This is a genomic window from Arthrobacter sp. D3-18 (assembly GCF_054408525.1).
Window position 1 is genome coordinate 4,417,141 of sequence record NZ_CP096440.1, and the last position, 15,165, is coordinate 4,432,305.

General features: G+C 61.7%; 15 protein-coding genes. 7 read left to right on the plus strand and 8 right to left on the minus strand.

Annotated elements, in window-relative coordinates:
* Positions 1–36 precede the first annotated feature (36 nt).
* From M1D89_RS22745 to M1D89_RS22765, 5 genes are all read left to right on the plus strand, one after another.
* On the plus strand, positions 37–858 hold the full coding sequence (locus M1D89_RS22745) for an aldo/keto reductase (protein WP_498647223.1): 822 nt from the start codon (positions 37–39) through the stop codon (positions 856–858).
* A gap of 21 nt (positions 859–879) precedes the next feature.
* Positions 880–1,851, plus strand: coding sequence for an aldo/keto reductase (locus M1D89_RS22750; protein WP_498647225.1), 972 nt, complete (start codon positions 880–882; stop codon positions 1,849–1,851).
* Positions 1,848–2,885 carry an NAD-dependent epimerase/dehydratase family protein gene (locus M1D89_RS22755; protein WP_498647227.1) on the plus strand — a complete coding sequence of 346 codons (1,038 nt, stop codon included), beginning with the start codon at positions 1,848–1,850 and terminating at the stop codon, positions 2,883–2,885. Before M1D89_RS22750 ends, M1D89_RS22755 begins: the two co-directional genes overlap by 4 nt.
* A gap of 61 nt (positions 2,886–2,946) precedes the next feature.
* Positions 2,947–3,777 carry an aldo/keto reductase gene (locus M1D89_RS22760; protein WP_498647230.1) on the plus strand — a complete coding sequence of 277 codons (831 nt, stop codon included), beginning with the start codon at positions 2,947–2,949 and terminating at the stop codon, positions 3,775–3,777.
* A 2-nt stretch (positions 3,778–3,779) separates the two neighbouring features.
* Positions 3,780–4,823, plus strand: coding sequence for a lactonase family protein (locus M1D89_RS22765; protein ID WP_498647232.1), 1,044 nt, complete (start codon positions 3,780–3,782; stop codon positions 4,821–4,823).
* A 74-nt stretch (positions 4,824–4,897) separates the two neighbouring features.
* Here the strand turns inward: M1D89_RS22765 and M1D89_RS22770 are convergent, their stop codons facing one another.
* Both M1D89_RS22770 and M1D89_RS22775 read right to left on the minus strand, forming a co-directional pair.
* Positions 4,898–5,128 (minus strand): hypothetical protein, encoded by a 231-nt coding sequence (locus M1D89_RS22770; protein WP_054808809.1) that lies wholly within the window; start codon positions 5,126–5,128, stop codon positions 4,898–4,900.
* Positions 5,125–5,322 carry a hypothetical protein gene (locus M1D89_RS22775; RefSeq protein WP_017197046.1) on the minus strand — a complete coding sequence of 66 codons (198 nt, stop codon included), beginning with the start codon at positions 5,320–5,322 and terminating at the stop codon, positions 5,125–5,127. The genes M1D89_RS22770 and M1D89_RS22775 overlap by 4 nt, the downstream gene beginning before the upstream one ends.
* Positions 5,323–5,712: 390 nt before the next feature.
* Here M1D89_RS22775 and M1D89_RS22780 point away from each other — a divergent pair, with 390 nt between their 5' ends.
* Positions 5,713–8,430, plus strand: a complete 2,718-nt coding sequence (locus M1D89_RS22780; RefSeq protein WP_498647235.1) for an alpha-amylase family glycosyl hydrolase — start codon at positions 5,713–5,715, stop codon at positions 8,428–8,430.
* 49 nt (positions 8,431–8,479) lie between these two features.
* On the opposite strand, the gene M1D89_RS22785 is transcribed toward M1D89_RS22780, so the two are convergent.
* The 3 genes from M1D89_RS22785 to M1D89_RS22795 all read right to left on the minus strand — a co-directional run bounded on the left by M1D89_RS22785 (position 8,480) and on the right by M1D89_RS22795 (position 11,245).
* Positions 8,480–9,637 (minus strand): IS30 family transposase, encoded by a 1,158-nt coding sequence (locus M1D89_RS22785; RefSeq protein ID WP_498647237.1) that lies wholly within the window; start codon positions 9,635–9,637, stop codon positions 8,480–8,482.
* Positions 9,638–9,725: 88 nt separating this feature from the next.
* On the minus strand, positions 9,726–10,730 hold the full coding sequence (locus M1D89_RS22790; RefSeq protein ID WP_498647239.1) for a hypothetical protein: 1,005 nt from the start codon (positions 10,728–10,730) through the stop codon (positions 9,726–9,728).
* Positions 10,731–10,735: 5 nt separating this feature from the next.
* Complete coding sequence (locus M1D89_RS22795) at positions 10,736–11,245, minus strand: RNA polymerase sigma factor (protein ID WP_498647241.1); 510 nt, start codon at positions 11,243–11,245, stop codon at positions 10,736–10,738.
* Positions 11,246–11,390: 145 nt separating this feature from the next.
* On the opposite strand from M1D89_RS22795, the gene M1D89_RS22800 reads away from it, so the two are divergent.
* On the plus strand, positions 11,391–12,368 hold the full coding sequence (locus M1D89_RS22800; protein WP_498647243.1) for a serine hydrolase domain-containing protein: 978 nt from the start codon (positions 11,391–11,393) through the stop codon (positions 12,366–12,368).
* A gap of 57 nt (positions 12,369–12,425) precedes the next feature.
* Here M1D89_RS22800 and M1D89_RS22805 read toward each other — a convergent pair whose 3' ends face one another.
* The 3 genes from M1D89_RS22805 to ureG form a co-directional block, all read right to left on the minus strand.
* Positions 12,426–13,478: a HoxN/HupN/NixA family nickel/cobalt transporter gene (locus tag M1D89_RS22805; RefSeq protein ID WP_498647245.1), complete on the minus strand. Its 1,053-nt coding sequence runs from the start codon at positions 13,476–13,478 to the stop codon at positions 12,426–12,428.
* Complete coding sequence (locus tag M1D89_RS22810) at positions 13,478–14,335, minus strand: urease accessory protein UreD (RefSeq protein ID WP_498651016.1); 858 nt, start codon at positions 14,333–14,335, stop codon at positions 13,478–13,480. Before M1D89_RS22810 ends, M1D89_RS22805 begins: the two co-directional genes overlap by 1 nt.
* Before the next feature lie 211 nt (positions 14,336–14,546).
* On the minus strand, positions 14,547–15,164 hold the full coding sequence (ureG, locus tag M1D89_RS22815; protein WP_498647247.1) for an urease accessory protein UreG: 618 nt from the start codon (positions 15,162–15,164) through the stop codon (positions 14,547–14,549).
* Between the last annotated feature and the right edge of the window lies 1 nt (position 15,165).

A 15,165-nucleotide genomic window follows, 5' to 3' on the forward strand; every position in this document is an offset into this window, starting at 1 on the left:
TGTCCCACCATAATCATTCCGTCGAAGGAGACCGTCATGCCAGAGCTGACATTGAACAACGGCGTCACCATCCCACAGCTCGGATTCGGTGTCTTCCAAGTACCTGCTGAGGAAACGCAGAAGGTCGTGGAAGACGCCTTGGAAGCCGGCTACCGTCACATCGACACCGCGGCTGCCTACCGCAATGAGGCAGGAGTCGGCGCTGCCGTCGCGGCCTCGGGCATTCCCCGGGAAGAACTCTTCATCACCACCAAGCTCCGCAACGGGGAGCAAGGCGAGGCCTATGACGCCTTCCAGCGGAGCCGCGACGCCTTGGGCCTTGAAGTTATCGACCTGTACCTGATCCACTGGCCCGTCCCTTCGCAGGGCCTCTACACGCAGGCATGGAAAGAGATGGAGAAGCTGTACCAGGACAAGCAGATCCGGGCTATCGGCATCTCCAACTTCCTCTCCGACCATGTAGACACACTGCTGCGGGACGCTGAAGTAGTTCCCGCTGTGAACCAGATCGAAGTCCACCCCACGTACCAACAGGGCGAGCTGGCCAACAAGTGCCGCGACCTCAGCATCGCCGTGGAAGCATACAGCCCGCTGGGTCAGGGCAAGGACCTGAATGCCGAGCAGGTGGCCCTGGTGGCGGCTGCCCACGGCACTACTCCTGCACAGGTGATTCTGGCCTGGCATCTCGCGCAGGGGACCATCGTGATCCCCAAGTCCGCGGATTCGAAGCGGATGCGCGAAAACTTCGGCGCGGCCGATCTCACCCTCACCGAATCGGAACTGGCTGCCATCACGGCACTTGAGGCGGGCGCCCGCATAGGCTCCGATCCCGCCGTCGCCGCTTTTACGCAGTTCTAACCACAACAAAGGACAGCAAACATGCAGTACACCCACTTGGGCCGCTCGGGCCTGAAAGTTTCCCGTCTCTGCTTGGGCACCATGAACTTCGGTCCGCAGACGGACGAAGCGACAGCGCACTCGATCATGGACTCTGCGCTGGATTCCGGCATCAACTTCTTCGACACCGCCAACGTGTACGGAGGAACCGGACACCGCGGCTGGACCGAGGAAATCATCGGTCGATGGTTCGCGAAGGGCGGCGAGCGCCGCGAGCGCACCGTCCTGGCCACCAAGTTGTATGGCACCATGACTGACCGCCCTAACGAGTCCAAGCTGTCGGCGCTCAATATCCGCCGTGCACTCGATGCCAGCCTGAAGCGGCTTCAGACGGACTACATCGACATTTACCAGTTCCACCACATCGATCGGGATACGCCGTGGGACGAGATCTGGCAGGCTATCGAGGTAGCTGTCCAGCAGGGAAAGATCCTGTACTCGGGCAGCAGCAATTTTGCGGGTTGGCACATCGCCCAAGCCCAGGAAGCCGCCCGGAGGCGGAATTACACGGGTCTCGTCAGCGAACAGTCCATCTACAACCTGTTCCGGCGCGAAGTTGAGCTTGAAGTCATTCCCGCCGCGCAGCATTACGGCCTGGGCCTGATCCCTTGGTCCCCGCTGCAGGGTGGGCTCCTTGGTGGTGTGCTGAAGAAGGAAGAGCAGGGTGTTCGCCGCACCGAGGGCCGGGCTCTGGAGACCCTCAAGAAGCATGAGGAGCAGATCCGCCAGTACGAGGATTTCGCGGATGAATTGGGCCAGGCACCCGGCGATCTAGCGTTGGCCTGGCTGCTTCACCAGCCTGCCGTAACGGCTCCGATCGTTGGACCTCGAACCCAGGAACAGCTTGATGCTGCTATCCGTGCTTTGGACGTCACCCTGAATGAGGACGCCCTCAAGCGCCTCGACGACATCTTCCCGGGCCACCGCACCGCCCCCGAGGACTACGCCTGGTGAGCAGTTCCCTCCCCACCACCCTCGGAACGGCAGCGGACACCGTCTCGCCGCGGAACATCCTGTTCATCGGCGGGACCGGGGTCATCAGTGCGGCGGCGGCTGAACGCGCCGTCGCATTGGGCCACCGGCTGACCATCCTCAACCGGGGAAGGTCAGCCGGCAGACCGGTTCCGGAAGGCGCGGAAGTACTCCACGCGGACGTCCGGGACGCCGCCGCCGTGCGCGAGGTACTTCAAGGAAGAGAGTTCGACGCCGTTGCGGACTTCATCTCGTACACACCGGATCAGGCGCGGGCCGGGTTCGAATTGTTCCGCGGACGGACTGGACAGTACGTTTTCATCAGTTCCGCGTCGGCGTACCAGAAGCCACCCACTACGCTGCCGATTCGGGAATCAACTCCGCTGAAGAACCCGTTCTGGCAGTACTCGCGGGACAAGATCGCTTGCGAGGAGCTGCTGTTCGAGGCCTACCGTGAGCAGGACTTCCCGTTGACAGTAGTCCGACCGTCCCACACTTATGACCGGACCAAGATCGCGATGGTGGGCGGTTGGACCGATATCCACCGGATGCGTGCCGGAATGCCGATCATGGTGCACGGCGATGGAACGTCCCTTTGGACGCTGACCCATTCCCGGGATTTTGCCAAGGCCTTCGTCGGTCTTCTGGGGAGGCCGCAAGCCGTAGGCGAGAGTTACACCATTACTTCTGACGAGTTCCTGCCGTGGAACCAGATCTACCGCTTGTTTGCGCGTGCGGCCGGGGTGGAAGAACCGGAACTGTTCCATGTTTCTTCTGACACCATCGCAGCCCACAGTTCGGAGCTCGGACCGAATCTGTTGGGCGACCGCTCGCACTCCGTGGTGTTCGACAATTCCAAAATCAAGGCACTCATCCCTGATTACAAGGCCACGATTCCGTTTGCTGACGGCGCCAGGGAGATCGTGGAGTGGCATGACAGCCACCCTGAGCTGCAGATAGTGAGCGAGGATTTTATGGAGCTGAGTGACCGGCTCCATAAATGGTCGGGGCGGTAGCTGTTGCCAAGCAGCAAGCGGCCAGCGTAGAACAGCAACAGACCCAAAGGAGATCACGCGCATGACATTTGCCCCGCTCATTGAACTCAACGACGGCCACAAGATCCCGCAACTCGGGCTCGGCACGTGGCCGCTGAATGATGCCCAGGTTGCCGATGCCGTGGTGGAGGCTGTGTCGCACGGCTACCGGCACGTGGACACTGCCGTGAAGTATGGCAACGAGAAGGGCGTGGGCAACGGCATCCGGGCCTGCGGGGTGAATCGCGAAGAACTCTTCATCACCACCAAATTGGACGGGGAATTCCAAGGCTCCGGCAAAGCCGTGGCAGGGCTGGACGGCTCGTTGGAGCGCTTGGGGCTGGAGTATGTCGATCTCCTGTTGATCCACTGGCCGCTCCCCCGCCGCGGTGAGTTCGTGTCCACGTGGAAGACTTTCGAGGAACTGCAGGCCTCAGGCAAAGCACGATCCATTGGTGTTTCCAATTTCAAGCCCTCCCACCTGGACCAACTGTTCAGGGAGGCTGCTGTTGTTCCGGCGGTCAACCAGATCCAGGTCAGCCCCTCCATCCCGCGGCCCGCCGCCCGGGCCTTCAACGAAGCAAACGGCATCATCACCGAGTCGTACAGCCCGCTGGGTGCCAGCAGCGACCTCCTGAATGCGCCAGTGCTGGCCGGCATCGGGAATAAGTACGGTAAGACGCCGAGCCAGGTGGTGCTGCGCTGGCACGTTCAGCAGGGCTTGGTGGCCATACCCAAAACCGCGAATCCGGAACGAATGAAGGAGAACATGGACATTTTCGACTTTGAACTGGACCACGACGACCTCACCCGATTGCAAACCCTCGACGCCGGACCGGACGCCGGTGTGGACTCAGACGTACAGGGGCACTGACCATGGATATCCAAGAAACACTGATCTGGGTTGGTTCCTACACAGCCGACAGGAACGGCAACGGCGAGGGCATCGTCGCAATTTCGGCCGATGATGACGGCCAGTTGACGTCCCTTGGTTTGGCAATCGCCGCCAACTCGCCATCGTTCCTTGCGCTCCACCCGTCACTCCCTGTGGTCTACGCCGTAGCCGAGGAAGGCAAGACTGTTCGGGCGTATCGCCGGACGGGGGATGCTGAACTGGAGGCTTTCGGCGATCCTTGGCCGGCCGGCGAAGCGACCTGCCACGTAGCCGCCGATCCGCAAGGACGTTTCATTGTGGCCACCTGTTGGGGCGACGGCCAAGTCATCTTGTACGAACTGGACGACGACGGCGCTATCACCTCGCGCACCAGTGCAGCGGCCGCCGTCGATCCCCACACTGCAACGTCTCCTGACGAGCAGCGGCCCAGCCGGGCGCACGCAAGCCTGATGCTCCCGGACGGCCGCGTCATGACCACGGATTTGGGACATGATCTGGTCAGGGTGTGGCAGTATTCACCGGCTGAGGGCCTGCATTTGGATCATCAGGTGATCCTGCCGAAGGGCTCCGGCCCCCGGCACATGGCCCGTCATCACAGCGGAACAGTCTTTGTGGACACCGAATATTCCGTGGAAGTAGCCGCCCTACGGATGGAACCGGACGGCACATACGAGCTGACCACCATGGTTCCGGCGAGCGCAGCGGGGGCAAAAGAGGGCGACGCCGGCGCGGAGATTGCGCTCTCACCCGATGGCCGCTTCGCATACGTGGGCGTGCGCGGATCCAACCGCATTTGTGTTTTGAAGGTGTCCCACGGAGGGGCTGAGCTGGAGCCCCTCGCGGAGGTGCCGTGCGGCGGCGAGTGGCCGCGCCACCACCTGGTCCGCGAAGGCTGGCTGTACGTCGCCAACGAAGGCTCGGACGACGTCGTGAGCTTTAAATTGGACCGTGAAACCGGCTTGCCCGGCGGCGTCGTGAGTCGGGTGGAGACGGGCTCTCCGAGTGTGCTGATTCCCGCCGGTTAAATGACGCCGAGATGGCACTTAATACCTATGATCCGCTCAGACATTGGTATGAAATGCCATCTCGGCGAGTCTTTTCAGACGGTCCAAACCTCGACGTCGTCCGTTCCGCAGATGAGACGGCGGCCGGTCGGCTCGAGGATGACCCAGAGCAACTCCTGGTGCTTGGAAACATCGTCCACGCGGCCGGTCCCGGCGCCCCACGCGACGTCGTAGATCCACACGGGATCGCCGGAGCTGAGTTCAGTCCACTCAGCCGCCGGTACGTGGCGGTAATCGGCGGGCCTGTTCAGGATGGTGCTGGTCATGCCGACACTTCAGCGGCAGTGCGGCGCCGCCACACAGTGGGTACACCATTGTGCGCCGGGAGGATGTGGCCTTCCGCGAAAACCTGGACGGCATCCGGATCGGAGTCCGGGCTCCACAGGCCTGACGCCGGGCAGTGGGAACCGGTAGGCATGACGCGGGTGGCTCGTTCGCGCAGGAGGGCGATGCTCTTCATCGTTGAAACTCATCCTTGGAAGTAGTTCGGGGGCGTTTATGTGAAGCAGATCTCTTCAACCCTATGCAAGTCACACGAGCTTGGTTATGGGCAGATGCATAGCGTTTCCGCTTGAGGCCATGCAAAGGCACAGTGAAAATTCTTTGTAATCTCGGGTAGATGCCCTGCAAGCGCTTCCAAGAAACGAGAATGAGAAGCCTCTTCATATTCCGCAATGCCCTAAAAGCTGTGGAATAAATAGACGGAAGCGCTTACAGTTGTGACTTGCCACACAGCACCTCTGTCCCACAGCACTGTCGCTTAGCGGAAGGTTCCATCACGTTGTTATCTCGCAATAGACACCGCCCCTGCCCCCAGCGCCCATCCCTCACGCGAATCGCCGCAATTGTATTGACGACGGCGGCACTGACCGTCTCGGCTGTCCTCCCCGCAGGCGCCGCACCAGCCAGCACACCCGATCCCGCCGCCCAGCACTCAATCCGAGGCGGTGTCAGCGATCAGAACTTCTACTTCGTCATGGCCGACCGCTTCGCCAACGGCACCAAGACCAACGACGACGGCGGGCTGGGTTCTGATCCGATGGTCTCCGGCTACGACCCCACGCGTAAAGGCTTCTTCAACGGCGGCGACTTGAAGGGTCTCCAGGACCAACTGGACTACATCCAAGGACTGGGCACCAATTCACTCTGGCTCACACCGAGCTTCAAGAACAAGGCCGTCCAAGGTGACGGCACCCTGGCGAACAGTTCAGCCGGCTACCACGGGTACTGGGTCACGGACTTCACCCAGATCGACCCCCACTTGGGCACCAACGCCGAGTTGAAGACCCTCATCGATGCCGCCCACGCCCGTGGAATGAAGGTGTACTTCGACATCATCACCAACCACACGGCGGACGTCATCCAATACCAGGAGACCGCCTCGGCGCCGTACATTTCCAAGGAAACCGAGCCCTACCGGACCGCTGCGGGTGAAGTCTTCGATGACCGCGACTATGCCGGGACGCAGGACTTCCCCGCGCTGGACCCGGCGACGTCCTTCCCGTACACGCCCGTGATCCCAGAGGCAGAGAAGGACGTCAAGGTTCCGTCCTGGCTGAACGACCCCACGCTCTATCACAACCGCGGCAACACCAACTTTGCCGGCGAGGACTCCCTCTACGGCGACTTCTTTGGGCTGGATGACCTGTTCACCGAGAACCCGAAGGTGGTGAACGGAATGATGGACGTCTACAAAACGTGGATCCGCGACTTCGGGATTGACGGCTTCCGCATTGACACCATGAAGCACGTCAATGACGAGTTCTGGCAGCAGTTCGGGCCCCAGGTTCTCAGCTATGCCAAGGAACAAGGCAAGGACGAATTCTTCATGTTCGGCGAGGTCTTCGATACCTCCAAGAGCATCACGTCCAAGTTCACCACCAAGAACCAGATGCAGGCAGTGCTGGACTTCGGCTTCCAAGGAGCAGCCCGGAGCTTCGCTTCCCAGAGCAGCAAAGCCACCGGCCTGGCCGACTTCTTCAACGGGGACGACTGGTACACGGATGCTGACTCCAACGTCTACCAACTGCCCACCTTCCTGGGAAACCATGACATGGGCCGTATCGGGACCTTCATCGCCCAGGACAACGTGGGAGCTTCCGAGACCGAACTGGTGGAACGCGACGAGCTCGCCCATGAGTTGATGTATTTCTCGCGCGGCAACCCCGTGATCTACTACGGCGACGAGCAGGGCTTCACCGGTGCCGGCGGGGACCAGGATTCACGGCAGACGATGTTCGCGAGCAAGGTCCAGGAATACCTGGATGACGACCTCCTGGGCACCAGTTCCACCCACGCCACGGACAATTTCAACACTGAACATCCGCTGTACAAAAAGATCAGCGAACTCGCGGCCCTCACAGCTGAGCATCCGACGCTCCGCAGCGGTGCCCAACAGAACCGCTATGCAGCGGACGGGGCTGGGATTTACGCCTTCTCCCGTATTGACGCCAAGGAGCAGCGCGAATACATCGTTGCCGTAAACAACAGCGAGACTGCCCAGACAGCGGCGATCCCCACGTATGAAGCCAAGCAGCCGTTCAAGCTGGTCTACGGTGACGCCGCGAAGAATGCCAAGACCGACTCCCAGGCCAACCTGGCCGTCACCGTCCCACCGCTTTCCGCAGTGGTTTACGAAGCAACGGGGCAACTTGCCAAATCCAAAGCCGCACCCGGCGTCGTGCTCAAGAAGCCGGTCACCGCGGCTGGTGACGCGACTCGCCTGAAGGTGACGGCCGACGTCGACGGTAACTCGTTCTACGAGGTCACCTTCCAGGCACGTACTGCCGACGGCGAGTGGACGCCGATTGGCACCGACGACAACGCGCCCTACCAAGTGTTCCACGACGTGTCGTCCGTGGAGTCGGGGTCCTCAGTGGAGTATCGCGCGGTGGTATTGGACAACCGCGGGCAGACGTCAGCGAGTGAGCCGAAGAGCGGCGTGGTGGGAGAACCAACCCAACCCGAAACCGTCACCGTTGCTGGCAGCCTCAACACGGAACTGGGCTGCACCGAGGACTGGCAGCCGGGCTGCGAGCAGGCGCTCATGAGCTACGAGCCGACGCACCGGCTGTGGCAGCTGAACGTTCCCAATCTGCCGGCCGGAACCTATGAGTTCAAGGCTGCGCTCAACGGAAGCTGGGACGAAAACTACGGTGCAGGCGGCGAGTTGGATGGCGCCAACGTGGTGTTCCAGCACGCTGGCGGCGCCGTCACATTCCTGTACGACCACGCAACCAACGTGATCAGCGCAGCTGTTCCAGGACAGCAGCCGGCCGCCGTCTCCGTGCCGGGAAGCCTGAACTCTGAGCTCGGCTGCGCAGGTGACTGGATGCCGGACTGCGCCCAGGCACAGCTGTCATTGGATGCCACTGATGGACTGTGGAAGCTCTCCGTGCCAAATCTCGCTGCAGGAAGTTACGAGTTCAAGGCCGCGATCAACGGCTCCTGGGCTGAAAACTACGGCCTGGCCGGAGCTCCGAACGGCAGCAACATCGCCTTGAAGCACGACGGCGGCCCGGTCACCTTCGGGTACGACCCCGCCAGCCATCTGGTCACCGTCCGCTAACCCAAGTAGGTAGCAGTTGAGGCCGTTTTGAGCTGGCGGTTTCTAGCGGTTATCGCAACAGGAAGGTTCTGATCATCTCATTGGGGGTGCAGAAGTCGAATCGTTGGCGGGGTCTGTCGTTGAGTTCGTGGGCGACGTAGTCGAGGTCGGTTTGGCTGTAGATGCTTAGGTCTGCGCCTTTGGGGAAGTACTGGCGCAGGAGCCCGTTGGTGTTCTCGTTCGAGCCGCGTTGCCAAGGTGAGTGGGGATCGCAGAAGTAGATGTCGATGTCGGCTGCGATCTTCACTTCCTTGTGCCTGCGCATTTCGGTGCCTTGGTCCCAGGTCAGTGAGAGCCTCAGTTCGTCGGGAAGGGCGCCCATTTTGCGGATCAGCCCATCCCGAACAGACTCGGCACGGTTTTGACCGGTCGGGACATGGAGGAGCATCACGAACCCGGTTGTGCGCTCCACGATGGTGCCGATGGCGGTTTTTCCGTCCTTGCCTACGATCAGGTCCCCTTCCCAATGCCCAGGCACGGCACGGTCTTCGACCTCGGCGGGACGGTCGGCGATCATGACCTTGTCCTGGATTCTGCCGCGGCGTTCGTCGGGGCGGCGTTGGGGTTTGCGCAGGGTCCGGCCGGTGCGCAGGTTCTTGACCAGTTCCCGCTTCAGCCCGCCCCGGGACTCGAGATAGAGGGACTGATAGATGGTCTCGTGTGACACCCACATCTCCGGGTTGTTCGGGAAGTCCTTGCGGAGTCTGCCAGCGATCTGGACCGGTGAGTCTTTCTTTTCGAGCCGCTTTTCGACTTCCAGGCGCAAGGGCTTGTTGCTGTTGAGCTTAGCGGTCTTGGGCCTGGCTGCCCGGGCGTGGGCGCGGGCATGGGCGGTGGTAGCCCGGTAGAAAAAGACCTTGTCAGCGTTCCGCCGGAGCTCCCGGGAGACCGTTGACGGGGAACGACCCAAACGTCTGGCGATCTCACGGACCGATTCCTTGCCCCGCCATAACGAGATCAACTCCCGCTCCTCGAAAGACAGGGACCGGCCGGTCAGGGTCCGGCCCCGACGGGGCCGGACCCCTCCTGAGGACCTCAGCTCACGGCGGACCGTCATTACGGACCACCCGACGAACGCACCAGCATCTTCAAAACGGGCACCGTCCGCAACCTGCTGCCAGAACGACTGGACAACCTCAGCAACCAAACGATTCGTGAACTTCACCATGACAATCGACACCCTTCAATAATCAGGTGTTGCGATCACCGCATGATTCAGCGCTTTCAGAACGGCCTCAACTGCTACTCAGATGGGGTTATTTGTAGCTCAGGCTGAGGAGCATGGTCTTGAGTTGGGCATACTGGGCGCTGCCCATCCAGGCCTTGGCAGCTTCCGGGGTTGCGAAGGCAGGCTGCTTGTTGATGTCAAAGATGACTCGTGCGGACATGTACCCGTTGGGCATCAGGATCTGGTTGGATCCGGACCCCGTCTCACCGGGCTGGAGTTCGGAAGCAATCCGTAGGTCCATGAAGTAGCTCGGCGGATCCAGCACCGGGGCACTATCCGCGGGCGCTCCGTAGGGAACATACCTGGCCTGATTGGCCGCGAAGCCGAACTCCACGGGATTGCCTGACGTGTCCGTGAGACCTGGGACCACTGCGCGGTCATACACCGTCCTGGTCACCGGGCCACCGGTGCCGTCGCCGTAGAAGCCGCTGCTCATAAAGGCAACCTCGGCACCGGTGCTGTCCAAGATGGTGGCTCCGTCGGAAGGCCCTTGTTCCGGGCGGACGGTCCATCCCACCGGGTAGGTGAAGGAGATGTGTCCGTCGGGGAAGGTGTAGGTCTGGGAAGTAGCAGCGGGAACGGGCGGCTGCGTCGGAGCAATTGTTGGCGCGACCGCCGGAACCGTAGGAGCAATGGGCGGGGTGATGATCGGCGCGGCGATTGTGGGCGCTGGGGTCGGAGTAGCTGAGGGCGTCGCGGTGGGCGTTGGGGTTACCGATGCGCTGGGCGTGGGTGTCGCTTCAGTGGACGTAACTGTGACGGCAGGCGCCGGCGCGGTGTTCACGGAACCAAAGTTGGCGGCCACAAGTACTCCCGCTGTAACGGCGGCAGCGCCCAGCAACAGTCCCCCGGCAATCTGGGCTTTGCGGCGCCTCCGCTGTTCCAGGGACGTCACTGCGGCGATCGGGCGGCTGTCGCTGAACACCGTGGTGCCCGACAGGATTTTGTGGAGCGCTTCTTCGCCGTTGGGTTCCGCCACTGGATCGATAGTGAGCGGGTCAATCGCTGATATCTGGTTCTTGATCGGATCCATTGTCTTCAGACCCCCATCTTCTGTGTAGTCGATTCGGCCCCTGCAGGCAGTTGTTTTCTGAAGGCTGTCCGGGCGCGGTGAAGGCGGACTTTAGCCGCCGATTCGCTGCACTGCAGCACCTTCGCGATGTCGGCGGTCCCCAATCCGTCCCAGTAGGCCATCTGCAAAATGTCGCGGTCCTGCTCCCGCAGGCGCTCCATCGCGTCTTGGACAGCAACGTTCTCGGAGTTGTCACCAAACCGCTGGACCGCCGTCGTCCGCAGTTTTTCCTGTAGCGCCAGGCGCCTGTCACGGCTCCTGTACGCATTTCCCACCAGGTTCCGTGCAACCGTCAAGAGGTACGGGAGGTCCGGGCGGGAATCGTCGGTCCATTTCTGCCACACGATGCGGAACACGTCGGCCGCGATCTCTTCAGCTACCTCCGCGGATTCAACGCGTCGGCAGACGAACTTGAAAACGGATGGGTAGCTGTCTTTGTGAATGGCGATAAACGCCAATTCGCGCTCTGAAAGCACGATTGTTCCCCCTGATAATTAGAGCCCTGAACTGCAGGATACTTGTATAGTTTCCGGCTGGGCGGCCAGGGTTACACGGGTAGCAAATTTCTTCACGCCCACGATAGATTCATGCATAAACCCCGATCAAAGGCGTGAAACAACCATGGTGAAAACAGGACCCGCTGCAGACTGGGCCCGCAAACAGGTAGACCTTAACCGTGTGCCCGTCGCGGTAATGGGCATCGCCTCGAGCCAGGGCATCGAGGACGTCATGGCGTTAGGGTCCGACGACGACAGGCAGGCCACAGCCGACGACCACTTTGCGCTGTTTTCTGTCACCAAACCGATCAGTGCCCTCACGGTCATGCGACAGGTCGAGTTGGGGAAACTTTCCCTTGGAGCTTCGCTGGGTGACGCCCTCCCGGGATTTGGCGCCGGGCGCACGGACACCGTGACCCTTGAGCAGTTGCTCAGCCACCGTTCCGGGATTGCAGACCCAGCGCTCGACGACGGCGCGCCCCTCCGCGAGGCGCTCACCTCCGCGGGGCAAGCCTTTTACGCCGGCTCCCTGGTTCAGTACTGCAACATCGCCTTCGAAGGTGCAGCGGCAATGGCCGAATGGGCTGGCGGACGCCCGTTCGAGGAGCAACTCCTGGCCTTGGCAGGGGACACGGGAGCCCACGGCCTCACGTTCAATACGGAGTGCAACCCGCACACTGTTCATGGCACCGACGCTGCGGGCCTAGATGTCCAGGCCATGTACAAGAACAGGCACCCGGGAGCCGGCCTGTTCGGCACGGCCACAGACCTGCTCAATTTGGGCTCCCAGCTGCTGCGGGACTCCGGAAAAGCGGTTCAGCCCGCAACGCTCGCGGCCATGCGGAGGCCCCGGACCACGGAGGTTTCCCACATCACCACCCGACCCGAGCCACTCCGCCACACCGGGCTCGGCTTCCAGATGCCCGCCAACGAGTCCGAGCTGTTCGCGCAGGGCATTTATGGGCACCCGGGCTGGTCCGGAACGGAGTGGTGGATGTTCCCGGAGCAGGATCGCTGCGTCGTATTCCTGACCAACGTGCTGGACACCCCGGACCGCGGCGTGGACACGAACGAGCTCTTCAACGCGGTGGCGGTCTCCTAACCCAAGTAAGTCGCAGTTCAGGGCGTTCTGAGGGCTCTAAACGCCCTGAACTGCGACTCAGTTGGGCGGGGCTGGCCGTGTTACGCGCCCACGGACTGCGGACACCGCCCAGACGATCACGAACAGCCCCACCAGGATCAGGCCGTCGTCGCCAAGGTCAATGCTGCCAAGCCACGTGGTGAGGGGGTCTTCGAGTTCGAGCGCGGAATTCACGAATCCCCCGAGCGTGATCACGGCGATGAATAGCGCCGAGACTGCTGAGATGCCGGTAATCACGGCGTTGAATCCGAGCTTCCGTCTCGGGTTGTGGATGGCCGATTTGTACATCTTCATCATGGCCACGCCGTTGACGGAATCGCACAGAGTCATCGCGGCGGTAAACGCGAGCGGGAGCGCCATCAAGGCAAGCGGTGAGACCCCGGCGAGGGACGCCGTCGTGGTGATGACCAGCAGCCCGATGGTGGTGGCGGTATCGAACCCAAGCCCGAACAGGAAACCGATCACGTAGATGTTCCGTGGCCGCTCCACTTTGGACAGCGGTTTAGCGAGCAACCGGGCGACGAACCCTTTCGCTTCAAGGTCTTCGGGACTCAGCTCGCCTCCTCGCTGCACCTGACGGTAGACGCTCGTTGCGCGAACGAACGCCGAGCCGTTGAACAAGCCCATCGTCAGCAGGAACAGCCCGGAAACACAGCTGCCGATCAGGCCCAGCACCTTGTTTCCCGTGGTCCCGTCCTCCATGAACTGCCCGATCAGCGTCGCGCCCGCCACCACCAGCAGCCCGGCGAGGATCACCACGGAGCTGTGGCCCAAGCTGAACGCGAACCCCACGCTCACGGGGTCCTTGTGCTGTGCCACGAATTTACGCGTGGAATTGTCAATTGCAGCGATGTGGTCCCAGTCGTAACTGTGCTTGATTCCGGCCACATACGCGGTGATCACCAACCCCAGCGCCAGCGCCTGCGCGCCACCAGCTGTTCCAACAAGCAACAGCACGACGGCGGCAACGTGCAAAGCGGCCACGGCACCGAACGTGAACAACAGCCTGGTACGCAAGGACAACGTCTCCCGCTCCCGGTACATGGTGGCGAACTCAGTCAGCGCAGTCATTAGTACTTCCTCAGGTTCAAGGGCGCCTGCCCATACCAACGTTCCCGCAGGACACCGGTGCAGGCACCCAGCAAATTGTTGAGTTCCTCAGTGCTGTTGGACAACGATCGCAGCACAAGCCCGGCAGTTCCGGCAATAGTCGCGGTCAAGGACACCCCCGTATAGGCGTCAAAGTCGCGCCCAATTTGGTCCAGCTCATCTGCAAGCCCCTGGTCCACCCTCGGGTCCACCACCACCAACGACCCCAAATGGCTGAAACCCTCCATAAACCCCATCCTGGTCACATCGTTGACAGGTGGGAGAATCAGCACATTGTCCAGCGCCAACAATTTGGACCCCTCACCGGTCTCCACCCAGATCTCGTTGCGCAGCCGCACCTCTTCGTACTTGAACACGCTGCCGTCCGGGGACCACCCGGGCGTGATGACTTCGGCCATGACAAGGCTCGACGCCGGGTGGAGACTAATGCGCGAATTCTGCCGGTAGCTCGCCTCCCGGTAGGCAATCAACTGGTCGGGCATCAGCTCCAACCGCGACCCCTTCCCCAGTTTGATGTTCATCCGCTGCTCAGCGAACGACCCCGGAGTCCGATACACCTTGGTGGCCGACTGCGTTGTCAGCAGCAGATCCGCCCCGGCCTCGACCTCCACGTCAACAACAAACAAATCAGCCCCAAGATAGGCCCCGCCCGGATTGACCATGACATAACAAACCTGCCCGGACCCATCCAAGTAATGCGGCCGCAACACCCTCAACGCGCCCTCATGAAACTGCCGCGAAGCAACGGACCTCCCCCCGCGCACACTAATGCCCAACTCCAACCTGCCCCGCTCCCCCCGCCCGCCCACAGCCAACATGGAGCCGGGCTCTACATTTTCCCGAGCGGCCAAACCATCGACAGGAACCTGCACTGGCGCCCTCATAGGCATTGTCCGTCGGGTGACTCGACCGCAGAGGCTGCGGAGCCGGGTGATAGGGGCCGCGGCGTGGTGGGCATCGCGAAGCGGGCACGGCCCCTATCACCCGGTGCAGCCGCCGGACCCGGCCGGGGCACGGTCTTAAGCGGAGTCACGATGCCAAGTCGAGCATCAGGACATCGCGCCGGATCCAGTTGAGGACGGCTTCCAGCCCTTCGTCCGTCTTGAGATTCGTAAAGCAGAACGGTTTGTTGCCGCGAAATTCCTTGGAGTCCCGTTCCATGACCGCGAGATCCGCTCCAACGTGGGGTGCCAGGTCGGTCTTGTTGATGATGAACAGGTCGGATTTGATCATGCCTTGGCCGGCTTTGCGGGGGATCTTTTCGCCTTGGGCGACGTCGATGATGTAGATGGAGAAGTCGACGAGCTCGGGGCTGAAGGTGGCGGAGAGGTTGTCGCCTCCGGATTCGACGAAGATGACTTGGAGGTCGGGGTGCCGGGCTTTGAGTTCTTCGATGGCCGCGGTGTTCATGGAGGTGTCTTCGCGGATGGCGGTGTGGGGGCAGCCGCCGGTTTCGACGCCGATGATGCGGTTTTCGGGGAGTATGCCGTTGGCTGCGAGGATTTTGGCGTCTTCGATGGTGTAGATGTCGTTGGTGATGGCGGCCATGGAGATGTCGCCGCTCATGTGTCGGGTGATGCGTTCCACGAGCTGGGTCTTGCCTGCTCCGACGGGTCCGCCGACGCCGATTTTGATGGGTTCTGTCATG

Excerpts from the sequence above, each read along its gene's own strand:
- M1D89_RS22760 (WP_498647230.1), top strand. The coding sequence starts at position 2,947 with ATGACATTTGCCCCGCTCATTGAACTCAACGACGGCCACAAGATCCCG.
- M1D89_RS22775 (WP_017197046.1), bottom strand. The coding sequence starts at position 5,322 with ATGAAGAGCATCGCCCTCCTGCGCGAACGAGCCACCCGCGTCATGCCT.
- ureG (WP_498647247.1), bottom strand. The coding sequence starts at position 15,164 with ATGACAGAACCCATCAAAATCGGCGTCGGCGGACCCGTCGGAGCAGGC.
- M1D89_RS22810 (WP_498651016.1), bottom strand. The coding sequence starts at position 14,335 with ATGTTGGCTGTGGGCGGGCGGGGGGAGCGGGGCAGGTTGGAGTTGGGC.
- M1D89_RS22805 (WP_498647245.1), bottom strand. The coding sequence starts at position 13,478 with ATGACTGCGCTGACTGAGTTCGCCACCATGTACCGGGAGCGGGAGACG.
- M1D89_RS22750 (WP_498647225.1), top strand. The coding sequence starts at position 880 with ATGCAGTACACCCACTTGGGCCGCTCGGGCCTGAAAGTTTCCCGTCTC.
- M1D89_RS22745 (WP_498647223.1), top strand. The coding sequence starts at position 37 with ATGCCAGAGCTGACATTGAACAACGGCGTCACCATCCCACAGCTCGGA.
- M1D89_RS22800 (WP_498647243.1), top strand. The coding sequence starts at position 11,391 with ATGGTGAAAACAGGACCCGCTGCAGACTGGGCCCGCAAACAGGTAGAC.
- M1D89_RS22790 (WP_498647239.1), bottom strand. The coding sequence starts at position 10,730 with ATGGATCCGATCAAGAACCAGATATCAGCGATTGACCCGCTCACTATC.
- M1D89_RS22770 (WP_054808809.1), bottom strand. The coding sequence starts at position 5,128 with ATGACCAGCACCATCCTGAACAGGCCCGCCGATTACCGCCACGTACCG.
- M1D89_RS22785 (WP_498647237.1), bottom strand. The coding sequence starts at position 9,637 with ATGGTGAAGTTCACGAATCGTTTGGTTGCTGAGGTTGTCCAGTCGTTC.
- M1D89_RS22765 (WP_498647232.1), top strand. The coding sequence starts at position 3,780 with ATGGATATCCAAGAAACACTGATCTGGGTTGGTTCCTACACAGCCGAC.